A 14,591-nucleotide genomic window follows, 5' to 3' on the forward strand; every position below is an offset into this window, starting at 1 on the left:
GAGAAAAGGCAAGACTAACCGTGACCCGAAAAACACAAAAGTCTGTTTTTTGTTGGGTTGCACAAAAGCACAGGCTAACTTATGGCCAAATTTGCAGGAGTTTTTTGGCAAAAATCACGAAGAACAGTTAGTTTTAGCAGACTAACCCCTCAGAACCTCCGGTGCTTCCCTCACTCCTTTTCGGCAGCGCGCTTCCGGGCGCAGCCGCCGCCCGCGCAGCGCTTTTCGCCATCGTCGGAGGAAGCCACCACCGGGGCCGGGTTGCGCACGCCGGAGTAATCGTCGTCCGGGTCCGGGCGGCGGGGCGCACGCTTGCCGCCGCTGATATATTCGCACACACCCACCTTATAGTAACGGGGCGAAAGGCTCTCGGTGCCGCAGCGCACCCGCAGGTAGCCGGAAACCGGGTTCACCTCCAGCACGGTGCCAAGACCGTCCGGCGTGCGCACGGTGCTGCCCACCATGGGCATGATGCTGTTCAGGTACTCGTAGGCGCTTTCCTCGTAGGCAAGGCAGCACATCAGCCGGCCGCAGGCACCGCTGATCTTGGTGGGGTTCAGCGAAAGGCCCTGCTCTTTTGCCATCTTGATGGAGACGGGCTGGAAGTCCTTTAAAAAGCGGCTGCAGCAGAAGGGCTGGCCGCAGATGCCAAGGCCGCCGATCATCTTGCTCTCGTCCCGCACGCCGATCTGGCGCAGCTCGATGCGGGTGTGGAAGATACCGGCCAGATCCTTGACCAGCTCGCGGAAGTCCACGCGGCCATCGGCGGTAAAGTAGAACATGATCTTGGAGCGGTCGAGGGTATACTCGGCCTCCACAAGCTTCATTTCCAGGCCGTGGCGGGCAATGCACTCCTGACAGGTGCGGTAGGCGCGCTTTTCGTCCTCACGGTTCTGGCGCATCCGGCGGATATCCACGCTGTCGGCCATGCGGGTAATGGGCTTGAGGGCCTTGGGCACTGCCGCATCGGCGATCTCCCTCACGCCCTGCACAACCTCGCCGCACTCAACGCCGCGGGCGGTCTCCACAATCACATATTCGCCGGTTTTGATGTCGGCCCCGGCGGGATCAAAATAATAGCTTTTGCCGTTCTCTTTGAAACGGACGGAAATGACTTTTTTCATAGTGTTCCTCGTTTTTATCGGTCGAATCTATAGGATAAGGCCCGAAAAAGAGCCTGCTGATCCATTCTGTACTCTAGTATAACATATTCAAATGCACATTTCCACGCAAAAAACAAAAAGCGGCTCTGGCGCTTCGGCAGAAAAATTTTAAAAAGGTGCAACAATCTGCCCTGCTGCCGCGTATCCATAAAGGAAGACTGACCGAATTTGGTCGCACCCGCAGCCGGAAAATGGAAAAACGGAACGGCAAATGTTAAAATCTTGCGAAAGTATCCAAAGAATCGCAAAAGAATCCCACCCCGCTCTTGCAAGGCGGGGGCTTGCGTGTATAATAAAAATGTTGAAGTGTAGCCTTTCCCGCAGGGAAAGCAGCTGTCCTGCTTTGCGGCAAGGCAGAGAAACGGTAGGAGAAAATGGAAAAATTCAGTGTCAAAAAGCCGTTTACGGTGCTGGTTGCAGTGGTCATGATCCTGATCCTGGGCTTTGTAGCGGTCACAAAGATGGATACGAACCTGCTGCCCAACGTGAACACACCGTATCTGATGGTGGTCACCGTGTATCCTGGTGCAAGCCCGGAGCGCGTGGAGAGCGAGGTCTCAGATGTGCTGCAGAACTCGCTCACAGTGCCGGGCGTGTCCAAGATCACCGCAACATCGGCAGAAAACTACAGCCTGCTGCTGATGGAGTTTACCGAGGATACGGATATGAACAGCGCGCTGGTCAAGGTGTCCAACAAGCTGGATCAGGCCAAAAGCGACCTGCCCAGCACCTGCCTGACCCCCTCCATCATTGAGTACAGCCTGAACATGAACGCTTTCATGACGGTGGCTGTCAGCCGCGAAGGTGCCGACCAGTACGAGCTTTCTGAGTTTATCCAGAACACCCTTGTGCCGGAAGTGCAGCGCAAGGGCGGTGTGTCCAGCGTTTCGTCCAGCGGTCTGGTGGAAAAGCTGGTGCAGGTGCAGCTCAATCAGGATAAGATCGACGAGATCAACGCAAAGCTGCTGGAATTGATCGATACCCAGCTGGCTGCAGCCCGCTCCCAGCTGGAAAGCGCCGAGGCACAGATCACCGCCGGACGCAAGGAATACGAAAAGCAGCTGAAAAACTTTGGCAATACGGTGTCCAACTCGGTCATGAGCCAGATGAGCACCGAGGTGGGCGCCGCAGTGGAAACGGTGCGCGCGCAGGCGCAGGCTCTTCTGGAAAGTGTGAACAGCCTGATCGCCGTGGTCAAGGAGCCTGAGATCCAGCAGGCCCTGATCGAGGTGCGCGACGGTCTGCAGAAGGTCATGGACAAGTTCAACGAGACCGGTATGCGGGATATCGACTCTCTGATCGATATTGTGGCTGAGCTGCGCACCATTACCGATAAGCTCACTACCGCCCTGCAGAAGCTGCAGGAGCGCGTGAACACCGAGACCGGCTCCGAAGGCAGCACCGCAGAGGATCTTGCCAATGAGATGCAGCTGCAGGAAAGCCTGAATGTGGTCTATAACACGTTGGAAAGCACCATCAAGGCCATGGACAATGTGCCCCAGCTGATGACCGAGTTCTCCGGCGCACTGGGCAGCTTCTCCCAGCAGCAGCTCAACGCCTATATGCAGTTCACCGAAGCGCGTGAAATGCTGAACGAGTACGAAAAGCAGCTGGAGGCTGCCAAGGCAGAGTACGAGACGGCCAAGACCAACGCTCTGGCACAGGCCGATGTGACAAAGCAGCTGGACATTGAAACGCTGGCGCAGCTCATCTATGCCCAGAACTTCTCCATGCCGGCCGGTTACGTGCAGGATCAGGACGGCGAGTCCTGGCTGCTGAAAGTCGGCGAAGAGTACGACAGTGTGAAGGACATCAGCGGTGCCCTGCTGCTGCATGTGGAGGGCTACGGCGACGTGCGCCTTTCTGATGTGGCGGATGTGGAGGTCATTGATAACTCCGCCGACAGCTACACCCGCCTGAACGGCGAAAAGGCATCCATCCTCAAAATCTATAAGAATGCGACTTCCAGTGCAGGCGAGGTCTCCGACAACTGCCTGACCGCATTTAAAGAGCTGGAAAAACAATACGACGGCCTGCACATGGTGGTGCTGTCCAATCAGGGCAACTACATCACCATCGTCATCCAGAGCATCCTCACCAGCATGGTGGTGGGCGCTGCACTGGCCATCATCGTGCTGGCCATCTTCCTGAAGGATATCAAGCCCACCCTCGTGGTCGGCATCAGCATCCCGCTGTCCGTTCTGTTCGCGGTGGTGCTCATGTACTTTACCGGGCTGGACCTGAACGTGATGACCCTGGCCGGCCTTTCCCTCGGCATTGGTATGCTGGTGGATAACTCGGTGGTCGTCATTGAGAACGTCTACCGTCTGCGCAGCCGCGGCGTGCCTGCGGCCCGCGCTGCCGTGCAGGGCACAAAACAGGTGGGCATGTCGGTGGTGGCCTCCACCCTTACCTCGGTGTGCGTGTTCCTGCCGGTGGTGTTCTCGGCCAGCATTGTGCGCAGCCTGATGATGCCCATGTCCCTGTGCATCGGTTACTGCCTGATGGCCTCCCTCATCGTGGCGCTCACGGTGGTCCCGGCGGCATCCTCTACTGTGCTGAAAAAAGCTGAACCCAAGCGCCTTGCCTGGTTTGAAAAGGTGCAGGAAAAGTATGCCCATAGTCTGGAATGGTGCCTGCAGCACCGTGCCCTGCCCCTGGTCGCGGCGGTGGTACTGCTGGTGTTCAGCGGCTGGCAGGTGCTGAACATGGGTGTGGAGCTGCTGCCCAGCATCACCAGCAACGAGGCGCAGATCACCCTGTCCACCGCCGACGGCCTGACCAAGGAGGAATCCTATGCCATTGCGGGTCAGGTGGCAGAGGCGGCCCTGAATGTAGAAAACGTGGAAGAGGTGGGCATCACCACCGACACCAGCATGGCCGGTCTGGATATCAGCCAGCTGGGCCTGCCCACCGCCATTACCGATATCCTGAACTCCGCCAATGCTTACGGCAGATACAAGATCAATGTTATGATGAGCAAGAGCCTTTCCTCCCGTGAGGTGGAAAAGACCCGGCAGGCCATGGAGGATGCAGTGTCCCAGATCGAGAATTGCACCGCTGAGGTCAAGCTGTACGGCATGACCGATGATCTGACCAGCCAGCTGGCCACCGGCACCGCACCGGATGCCATTACCAGCGAGAACCAGACCGAGTTTGTCACTGTGACGGCAGATACGCTGAAGGGCTACAACACCATGGTGCAGTCCCGCGTGCTGCAGAAGAAGCTGGATGAGTACGCAGCCAGCGGTGAGATGCCGGAGGGCTGCAGCACCACGCTGGGCGGCGAGACCGAGGGCACCGACTACATGGTGAACGAAATGGTGCAGTGGATGGCTCTGGCCCTGCCCTTTGTATATCTGGTCATGGTGGCACAGTTCCAGAGCCTGCTGTCCCCCTTCATCGTGCTGTTCACGGTGCCGCTGGCCTTTACCGGCGGCCTGCTGGGCCTGCTGATCACCGGCCAGCAGCTCACCATGATCTCCCTGATGGGCTTCATCGTGCTGATGGGCACTGTTGTCAACAACGGCATCGTGTTCGTGGACTATGCAAACCAGCTGCGCATTGGCGGCATGGAGCGCCGCGCTGCGCTGGTGGCTACCGGCAAGACCCGTATGCGCCCCATCCTCATGACCACCCTGACCACTGTGCTGGCCATGCTGCAGCTGGTGTTCAGCGGCGATATGGCAAGCCAGCTGATGAGCGGCATGGCCATCGTCATCATCTGCGGCCTGAGCTACGCCACCCTGATGACCCTGTATATCGTTCCGGTGCTGTACGATATCCTGTTCAAGAAGCCGCCGCTCAACGTGGATGTTGGCAGCGACGATGATCTGGACGACATCCCGGACGATGCAGCCGAGTTCATTGCGGCGCAGAAGTCTGCGGGCACGGCACAGCCGGAAGCCTGACGACAGCATGACGATTTAGAATGCGCGCCGCTTTGCTTTGCGTATCATCAGCGGAAGAATTATTTATATATAATAGAGCAATGCCGGGCGGTCTGCGGACCGCCCGGCATTGCGTTTTCACGGGAAAGGTTGTAACGGCAAACGGCATGTGCTGATGCTGGCTCCCTGCGGGAGCATTCGCGTCAGCATGAAAATATGCTGCTGCCCTTACGTTTCGTCGCGCAAGCGACTGTAAATCGGCGTAACACTCAATCCACGCGAAAACGCTCTGCGAGGGAAACACATCTTTCTGACTGCATACCCCGCCAACTGAATAATTTCAACAAAAAATAGCTGGAAAAATTGGATGCAAATTCTAAAATCCGTTCCCCACAAAGATATAAAACTGTGATATAATCATAAATAAGATAGAATACAGTGGAAGTCTGCCTGACTGTATGTCCGAGTAAAATCTGAGGAGGCGAATGCCCAATGGCACAGATCCGCTCCAAGCCCTTCGGTGTGACCAAACAGGGCGCAAATGTTACAGAGTACATCCTTTCCAACCCCGGCGGCCTGACGGTGAGCGTTCTGGACTACGGATGCATCATTAAAAACATCATCGTTCCGGCCAAGAACGGCCCGGTGGATGTCGTGCTGGGCCACGACACCATGGCAGATTATGAGGATGACTTCACGTCCTCCGGCAGCACCTGCTGCGGCGCGTTCGTGGGCCGCTATGCAAACCGCATCGAGAATGCCACCTTCAGCGTGGGCGGCAAGACCTACCAGCTGGAAGCCAACAACGGCCCCAACCATCTGCACGGCTGCTTTTCGCGCAAACTGTACCGGGTGAAGGCCTTTGGCGACACCCTGCTGATGGAGGCCGAGAGCCCGGACGGCGAGGACGGCTTCCCCGGCAACCTGAAGCTGGCGGTGCGCTATACCCTCACCGAGGACAATACCTTCCGCATGGATTACCGGGTGTCCTCCGATGCGGATACCATCGTGAACCTCACGAACCACAGCTACTTCAACCTGAACGGTGAGGGCGATATTCTGGGCCAGAAGCTGCGCATCTATGCCTCCAACTATCTGGAAGGCAACAATCAGACCTGCCCCACCGGTGCCATTCTGCCGGTGGCAAACACCCCCATGGATTTTACCGAGGGAAAGCTCATTGGCCGGGATATCGACACCGGCTTTGCCCAGACCACCATGGTGGGCGGTGGCTACGACCACTGCTTTGTGATCGACCGCGCCCGCAGCTCCAGCCAGAGCATCTGCGCATGGGTCACCAGTGAAAAGACCGGCATCAGCATGAAGCTGTACACCACCCAGCCGGGCATCCAGTTGTACACCGGCAACTTTTTGCAGGACTGCCCCACCCCCGGCAAGGGCGGCGTGCCCATGCAGAAGTACGGCGGCTTTGCGCTGGAGACCCAGCACTACCCCTGCAGCCCTTCCCACCCGGAGTTCCCCACCACAGTGCTGCGGGCAGGCAAAGTGTTCCGCGCCACCACCACCCTGCGCTTTTTCACCGGCAAGCAGTGCGGAAAATTGTAAAAAATGATGTACCACAAAAAACGTCTGCTCCGGCAGGCGTTTTTGCGTGGCAGGAGGAGAACTCCCCCAGTCGCCTACGGCGACAACCCTCTCAGTCTGCTCCCGATGGTCGCAGCCAGCTCCCCCGAAGGGGGAGCTTTTTGGAATCTTCCGGTCAGCGCGAATAAAGCTCCCCCTGAGAGGAAAGACTTCCCCCGGCCGGGGGAAGATGTCGCGCAGCGACAAAAGGGGGGAGCTGGCACGGCGTAAGCCGTGACTGAGAAGGTTCTCCCGTCCCCATTTCTATGTTTTGCACAAACCGTGCCTTTTATCCATGACAAAATGCCAAAAAACGTTTTTAAATCAAAACCTCGAAAACAAAGATGCAACAAAAATTCATCTAAATAGAAGACGCATCCCTTGATTCTGAGCCATAAAAGCGGTATTCTTTAGGCAAGGCCGGGGAATGCCGGCATCAACTGTAATGTAAATGAGTGAGAGAGGTACTAGGCTATGGCAATTTTGGTTTCCGGCGGCGCCGGTTATATCGGCAGCCACACCTGCATCGAACTTCTGAACGCTGGCTACGACGTTGTTGTGGCAGATAACTATTATAATGCATCTCCGGTGGTGCTGGACCGCATCAAGCAGATCACCGGCAAGGACTTCCGCTTTTACAAGGCAGATATGACCAAGCACGAGGATGTGGAGCACATCTTCTCTGAGTGCCCGGACATTACTGCTGTGATCCAGTTTGCAGCCTACAAGGCCGTGGGCGAGAGTGTTTCCAAGCCCATTGAATACTATTACAACAACCTCAACTGCACGCTGGTCATTCTGGACGTGATGCGCCATCACAACTGCCACAACTTCGTGTTCAGCTCTTCCGCAACCGTCTATGGCGACCCCGCCAGCGTGCCCATCACCGAGGACTTCCCCACCGGTGCCACCACCAACCCCTACGGCACGACCAAGGTGTTCACCGAGCGCATCCTGCAGGATGTGTGCAAGGCTGACCCCAGCCTGAACGTGGCCCTGCTGCGCTACTTCAACCCCATTGGTGCGCACAAGTCCGGCCTCATCGGCGAGGACCCCAACGGCATCCCCAATAACCTCATGCCCTATATCGCCAAGGTGGCCGTGGGCAAGCTGGAAAAGGTGCATGTCTTTGGCAACGACTATCCCACCCCGGACGGCACCGGCGTGCGCGACTACATCCACGTGGTGGATCTGGCCCGCGGCCATGTGTGCGCCATCAAGAAGCTGGAAACGAACTGCGGCCTGTTCATCTGCAATCTGGGCACTGGCAAGGGCTACAGCGTGCTGGATGTGATCCACGCTTTCTCCAAGGCCTGCGGTAAGGAGATCCCCTATGTGATCGACCCGCGCCGCCCCGGCGACATTGCCGAGTGCTATGCAGACCCCACCAAGGCAAAGAACGAGCTTGGCTGGGTGGCGGAATACGGCATCGAGGAAATGTGTGCCGACAGCTGGAACTGGCAGAAGAACAACCCCGATGGCTACCACACTGTGAAGTAAACGCATAAACCTCCAAAGCCGTGCATTCTCTGAAAAAGAGGGTGCACGGCTTTTTTTGTTATCACTGTAACGTTAGCGGCCTCGCCCTCTCCGTCTGCTCACTGCGTTTGCATCCACCTCTCCCTTTGGGAGAGCTGCCGAGCAAGGCGAGGCTGAGAGGGCGAGGATGCTGACCGCCAAGAATCTCCCCCATATTATCTATTGACAACCGCGCAAAGTTAGCCTATATTACTATTGTTAACACAAACTAACACACGTTGACAGTGGATAAAATGAGAAGGTCGATCTTATGACATTAAAAGAATTGCAGATCGGAAAAAGCGCTGTTGTGGATACCGTCGGCGGCAGCGGCGCACTGCGCCAGCATTTTCTGGATATGGGCCTGATCCCGGGGGCGGAGGTCACGCTGGTCAAGCTGGCACCCATGGGCGACCCCATGGAGCTGCGCATCCATGGATATGAGCTGACCCTCCGGCTGGACGATGCCGCGCAGATCGGCATCACCCCCACCGAAAAGGCCCCGGCAATGTCGGCGGTTCTGGCAGATGATAAAATGGTGGATCACCCCGGCCTTGGCGAGGGCGGAAAATACCATATCAAAAAGGGGGAGAATCCCCTGCCCGAGGACAGGACCCTCACCTTTGCGCTGGCTGGCAACCAGAACTGCGGTAAGACCACCCTGTTCAACCAGCTCACCGGTTCCAACCAGCATGTGGGCAATTTCCCGGGCGTGACGGTGGACCGCAAGAGCGGTGCCATCAAGGGCCACCCGGAGACCGAGGTCACCGACCTGCCGGGCATCTACTCCATGTCCCCCTATTCCAGCGAGGAGATCGTCACCCGCCAATTCATCATCGGCGAAAAGCCCACCGGCATCATCAACATCGTGGATGCTACCAACATCGAGCGCAACCTCTACCTGACCATGCAGCTCATGGAGCTGGACACCCCCATGGTGCTGGCGCTGAACATGATGGACGAGGTGCGCGGCAACGGCGGCACGGTGCGCATCAACAAGATGGAGGCCATGCTGGGCATTCCGGTCGTTCCCATTTCCGCCGCCAAGAATGAGGGCGTGGATGAGCTGGTAGACCATGCCCTTCATGTGGCAAAGTATCAGGAGCGGCCCGGCCGCATGGATTTCTGCAGTGAGGACGACCACGGCGGCGCGGTGCACCGCTGCATCCACGGCATCATCCATCTGATCGAGGACCACGCCAGGGCGGCGGGCATTCCGGTGCGGTTTGCCGCCACCAAGCTGGTGGAGGGCGACCGGCGCATCGAGGAAGCCCTGCAGCTGGATCAGAACGAAAAAGAGATGATCGAACATATCATCGTGCAGATGGAGCGGGAGCGCGGGCTGGACCGCGCCGCCGCCATTGCGGATATGCGGTTCTCCTTTATTCAGGAGCTGGTAGCCAAGACGGTGGTCAAGCCCCACGAAAGCAAAGAGCAGCTGCGCTCCAACCGCATCGACAAATTCCTCACCGGCAAGTACACCGCCATCCCGGCCTTTATCGCCATCATGGGTCTGGTGTTCTTCCTCACCTTCAACGTCATCGGCCTGTTCTTCCAGAACCTGATGGAAACGGGCATCGACGCGTTGACCGGCATCGTGGACACGGCGCTTACCAACTGGAACGTCAATGCGGCGGTGCACTCCTTGCTCATCGACGGCATCTTTACCGGCGTGGGCAGCGTGCTGAGCTTTCTGCCCATCATCGTGGTGCTGTTCTTCTTCCTCTCCATGCTGGAGGATACCGGTTACATGGCCCGCGTGGCCTTTGTGATGGATAAGCTGCTGCGCCGCATCGGCCTTTCGGGCCGCAGCATCGTGCCCATGCTCATCGGCTTTGGCTGCACGGTGCCCGGCGTCATGGCAAGCCGCACCCTGCCCTCGGAGCGCGACCGCAAAATGACCATCCTGCTCACCCCGTTCATGAGCTGTTCGGCAAAGCTGCCCATCTACAGCCTGTTTGCGGCGGCGTTCTTCCCGCAGTATGCGGGCCTTGTGATGGTGCTGCTGTACTTTACCGGCATCGCGGTGGGCGTGCTGGCGGCACTGCTGCTCAAGAGCACGGTGTTCAAGGGCGAGGCGGTGCCCTTTGTCATGGAGCTGCCCAACTACCGCCTGCCCGGCCTGAAAAACGTGGCACAGCTGCTGTGGGAAAAGGCCCGGGACTTTTTGCAGAAAGCCTTCACGGTGATCTTTGCGGCCACCATCGTCATCTGGTTTTTGCAGAACTTTGACCTGCAGCTGCGGCTGACCGCCGACCCGCAGGCCAGCATCCTTGCCCGCATTGCGGGCGACATCGCCCCGCTGTTCGGACCTTTGGGCTTTGCAGACTGGCGCATCTCCACCGCCCTCATCACCGGCTTCATGGCAAAGGAGAGCGTGGTGTCCTCGCTGCTCATCCTCTTTGGCTCCGAAGCTGCGCTGTCGGCGGCCCTTACCCCGGCGCAGGCGGCTCCCCTGCTGGTGTTCTGCCTGCTGTACACCCCCTGCATCGCGGCAGTGGCCTCGGTCAAGCGGGAGCTGGGCAACAAGTGGGCGGTCATCATGGTGGTGAATCAGTGCGCCGTGGCATGGCTGTGCGCTTTGCTGGTGCGTCTGGCGGCTGTGGTGCTGTTCTGAGAAAAACGATTGGAATGCGCTCCGCGCTGCTCTGCGCATATTCAGTGGAAGAATTATTTATAATAGAGCAATGCCGGGCGGTCTGCGGACCGCCCGGCATTGCGTTTTCACGGGTGGGGTCGTGGAGGAAAACAGCATCTGCCGCGCTGATTTCCTGCGGAAACAGCCGCGCGGCGGGAAGAACCCTCTCAGGCTCACTGCGTTCGCCAGCTCCCCCGAAGGGGGAGCTTTATTTGTGCTAACCGGAAGATGACAAAAAGCTCCCCCTTCGGGGGAGCTGGCGCGGGAGCGCCTGAGAGGGTTTGCTCTCTCCCTCCTTGAGGGAGCTGGCGCGGCGTAAGCCGCGACTGAGGGAGTTCCCCCTTGACAACTCCCCTCATCTGCACTATAATACTTCAAAAATGAATCGTTCAAAGATGAAAGGGAAGACCTGCTGTGAACCCGAATATCGAATTTTCCATCAAGACCGCGCAGGCGTACAATGCCGTCTGCAAGCCGCTGTGTCAGGAGCTTGGCCTGTCGCAGACGGCGCTGGACATCCTGCTGTTCCTCGCCAACAACCCGGACTATAAAACGGCCCGGGACATCGTGGAGGTGCGGCATATCAAGGCAAATCTCGTCTCCATGAATGTGGATAAACTGGTGCAGGAAGGGTATCTGGAACGGTACGCTGTGGTCGGCGACCGCCGCAAAACGAAGCTTCTCTGCACCGGCAAGGCAGACCCGATCATCCGCCGGGGCCGTGCCGTGCAGAACGCCTTTTTCAAGCGCCTGCTGGATCATGTGGAGCCGGCCGATCAGGAGGTCTTTTTCCGGACCATGGAGCTGATCGGGAAAAATCTGGACGAAATTATAAAGGAGAACGCATAAAATGAAGGTGTTGTTTACGGTTCTTGTCACCTTTTTTGCCGGCATGGGGGCCGGCCTTGGCACCGGCTTTGCCGGTATGAGTGCGGCTGCAGTTATCAGCCCCATGCTCATCACTTTCCTGCACATGGACCCCTATATGGCGGTGGGCATCGCCCTTTCTTCGGATGTGCTGGCAAGTGCCGTCTCGGCCTATACCTACCACAAAAACAAAAATCTGGACATCCGCAACGGCCTGATCATGATGGTAAGTGTGCTGTTGTTCACGGTAGTTGGCAGCTGGGTGGCTAGCAAGGTGCCCTCGGCCACCATGGGAGGCTTCTCGGTGTTCATGACCTTCCTGCTGGGCATCAAGTTCATTGTGCGCCCGGTCATGACGACCAAGGAAGCTATGCAGGGTGTCAGCGCCAAAAAGCGTGCCATCCAGTCCATCGTGTGCGGTGTGCTCATCGGCTTCATCTGCGGCTTCATCGGCGCAGGCGGCGGCATGATGATGCTGCTCATCCTCACCAGTGTGCTGGGCTACGAGCTGAAGACCGCCGTGGGCACCAGCGTGTTCATTATGGCCTTCACCGCCCTGACCGGTGCTGTCTCCCACTTCATGATCGGCGGTGCGCCCAATTGGTTCGTCTGGGCGCTGTGCGTGGTGTTCACCCTGCTGTGGGCGCGCATTGCCGCTGTGTTTGCCAATAAGGCAGACCCCAAGACCCTGAACCGTGCCACCGGTATTGTGCTGGTGGTGCTGGGCGTGGTCATCATGGGCTTTAACCTTCTGAGCTGATATCCCCTGCCCTTCAAATGAAAAAAGAAAGCCCGTGCAGCCGGAAACTGCACGGGCTTTCTCTGTATCAGAACTTACTTTTCTTCAATGGTGGAGTGCTCGATCACCCAGTCGGCAGCCTTGCGGATGCCCTCGTTGCGGCGCATGGCGGGAATATCGGATTTTTCCTTGATCTCTTCCAGCGTCTTTTTGGCGCGCTCTGCACGAGCGGCCAGAGCCTTATCGATATCTTCCTCAGTGGGCACCAGATTTTCCTGCTGTGCGATCTGCAGCAGAGCCATGTGCACACGGGCGGTCTTCTCGGCAGAAGAGCGCACCTTGGCGGTAAAGCTCTCGCGGGTCTCGTGGATCTGGCTCAGGTAGCGATCCAGGCTCAGGCGCTGCATCTGCAGCTGCTGCTGGATCTGCTCCATCTGCTGCTGGTAGGTGGTCTCCACCAGCACGCTGGGCAGTTCGCCCTCAGAAGCATCGGCCAGCTGGGTCAGGATCTGATCCTTGGCACGGTTCAGCGCACCGGCATGCTTTCCGTCGTGCAGCTGCTGCTTGACCTGTGCACGCAGCTCGTCCATGGTGTCCACATTGGCAACCTTCTTGGCAAAGTCGCTGTTCAGAGCAGGGATCTGGCGCACACATACGTCGATCAGCTTGATCTTGAACACGACGGGTTTACCGGCCAGATCCTTTGCGTGGTAACGGTTCGGGAAGGTGACGAAGATCTCGAATTCCTCGCCTGCCTTGTGGCCCAGAATGCCCTCTTCAAAGCCGGGGATCATGCGGCCGCTGCCCAGCTGGACGGCCTGGTTCTTTGCGGTGCCGCCCTGGAAGGGCTTGCCCTCCAGCAGACCTTCGTAATCGATATGTACGATGTTGCCCTTTACGGCCGGACCCTTGTGCGGCACCAGCTCAGCGGCAGCAGCGCGGCGGCGCTCCAGCACATTGTCGATCTCCTTGTCGGTCACTTCCGGGGTGACGCACTCGGCGGTAAAGCCGGTGGTCTTGGTCAGGTTCAGCTCAGGCTGCAGGGCAACAGTGGCAGTGGCCACAAAGCCCTCGTCCTTTTTCACGCTCACAAGATCGTACACAGGATTGTCAACAGCCACAAAGCTGTGCTCTGCCATGGCGGCATCATACAGCGCGGGCACGTCCTTGTCCATCAGATCGTTGATGGCATCGTACCAGAAGGTGTGCTCGCCGCGGTCAGCCTCGATCTGTGCGCGGTCCGCTTCGCCCTTCTTGAAGCCGCGGATCGTATAGGAGGCGCGGGTGCGTTCGTAAACGGCGTTGGATGCAGCTTCCAGCTCTTCGGGGCTGGCGCTGAAGGTCATTTTGCAGACACTCTTTTCGGGAGTTTCCACGCTTACCAGTTTCATAGGATCTACCCTCCGTGGTGTCTCGCTGCAGAGAAAACCCGGCGGCGCAGCCTCCACGCGGTGCTGCCCGCAAAGCTCCTGTACCCCTGCACGGACACAGATTAAAAACATATAGTAAGGCTATTATAGCACAAGAACGACAAAAACGATACAAGAAAAATCATAAAAAATGCTGCTTTTTGAAAAAGATAAAAATATTTGCAAAAAACGGTTGACAAAACCCAGTCTGAGTGATAAAATACATCATGTTCCGAACGGAACGTATGCGTTGGTAGCTCAGCTGGATAGAGTGACTGACTACGAATCAGTAGGCCGGGGGTTCGAGTCCCTTCCATCGCACCAAACCATGAAAATCCGAACCTTTTCTCGATAGGAGAAGGGTTCGGATTTTTTGTTTTCTTCGGAAAGCAAAATGAAGGCTCCTTCCCGACGGCTGTGTGTCCAAAACCTTATCAGAAGAACCGTATAACAAAAGTCACAACTGTAAAGGTGCCGTAAGGCAGAAAGGACACAAACATGAAGTACGATGCAAGAGCCTGCCATTTCAACATGGATACCGGCTGCGTGGAGCTGCTGCTCCGGGATGGGAGAATGATCTCCATTGACTGCACTGGGGTCGAGGATGAATTGGACGTGACCATGGCGCAGAGGTTGGAGTTAGATTATCTCATCTACAATGACCCGCTTGGCTATGCAGACTTGATTCTGAACGGCGAACCAGAGGAGTATCTGAAGAATGTGGCGGGAAGTCACGGATTAGAAGATTAAGCATAAAAGGGTATGCGGCTATAAACCGCATAC

General features: G+C 57.4%; 9 protein-coding genes and 1 tRNA gene. 8 read left to right on the top strand and 2 right to left on the bottom strand.

The features are described from left to right. Window positions 1-170 precede the first annotated feature (170 nt). Window positions 171-1,124, bottom strand: a complete 954-nt coding sequence (locus ACGHUK_RS00160) for a stage 0 sporulation family protein (protein ID WP_005937585.1) — start codon at window positions 1,122-1,124, stop codon at window positions 171-173. Window positions 1,125-1,537: 413 nt separating this feature from the next. Here ACGHUK_RS00160 and ACGHUK_RS00165 point away from each other — a divergent pair, with 413 nt between their 5' ends. From ACGHUK_RS00165 to ACGHUK_RS00190, 6 genes are all read left to right on the top strand, one after another. Then, window positions 1,538-5,074, top strand: coding sequence for an efflux RND transporter permease subunit (locus ACGHUK_RS00165; RefSeq protein WP_390574562.1), 3,537 nt, complete (start codon window positions 1,538-1,540; stop codon window positions 5,072-5,074). A gap of 471 nt (window positions 5,075-5,545) precedes the next feature. Then, entirely contained in the window at window positions 5,546-6,619 is a 1,074-nt protein-coding gene (locus ACGHUK_RS00170) for an aldose epimerase family protein (protein ID WP_390574564.1), read from the top strand. A 492-nt stretch (window positions 6,620-7,111) separates the two neighbouring features. Then, window positions 7,112-8,137 (top strand): UDP-glucose 4-epimerase GalE, encoded by a 1,026-nt coding sequence (galE, locus tag ACGHUK_RS00175; protein ID WP_005937424.1) that lies wholly within the window; start codon window positions 7,112-7,114, stop codon window positions 8,135-8,137. Between the two features lie 289 nt (window positions 8,138-8,426). Further along, complete coding sequence (gene feoB / locus ACGHUK_RS00180; RefSeq protein ID WP_390574565.1) at window positions 8,427-10,772, top strand: ferrous iron transport protein B; 2,346 nt, start codon at window positions 8,427-8,429, stop codon at window positions 10,770-10,772. Window positions 10,773-11,207: 435 nt separating this feature from the next. Continuing rightward, a complete protein-coding gene (locus ACGHUK_RS00185; RefSeq protein WP_390574566.1) occupies window positions 11,208-11,642 on the top strand; it encodes a MarR family winged helix-turn-helix transcriptional regulator in 435 nt (144 codons plus the stop codon). A 1-nt stretch (window position 11,643) separates the two neighbouring features. Further along, window positions 11,644-12,420 carry a sulfite exporter TauE/SafE family protein gene (locus ACGHUK_RS00190; protein ID WP_390574567.1) on the top strand — a complete coding sequence of 259 codons (777 nt, stop codon included), beginning with the start codon at window positions 11,644-11,646 and terminating at the stop codon, window positions 12,418-12,420. A 74-nt stretch (window positions 12,421-12,494) separates the two neighbouring features. Here ACGHUK_RS00190 and tig read toward each other — a convergent pair whose 3' ends face one another. Continuing rightward, window positions 12,495-13,790, bottom strand: coding sequence for a trigger factor (gene tig / locus ACGHUK_RS00195; RefSeq protein ID WP_005939334.1), 1,296 nt, complete (start codon window positions 13,788-13,790; stop codon window positions 12,495-12,497). A 265-nt stretch (window positions 13,791-14,055) separates the two neighbouring features. On the opposite strand from tig, the gene ACGHUK_RS00200 reads away from it, so the two are divergent. After that, window positions 14,056-14,132, top strand: a tRNA-Arg gene (locus tag ACGHUK_RS00200). Window positions 14,133-14,306: 174 nt separating this feature from the next. After that, entirely contained in the window at window positions 14,307-14,558 is a 252-nt protein-coding gene (locus tag ACGHUK_RS00205; RefSeq protein WP_015536698.1) for a DUF6061 family protein, read from the top strand. Window positions 14,559-14,591: the final 33 nt, after the last annotated feature.

The organism is Faecalibacterium sp. i25-0019-C1 (assembly GCF_042854225.1).
In the GTDB taxonomy this organism is placed as follows: domain Bacteria; phylum Bacillota; class Clostridia; order Oscillospirales; family Ruminococcaceae; genus Faecalibacterium; species Faecalibacterium taiwanense.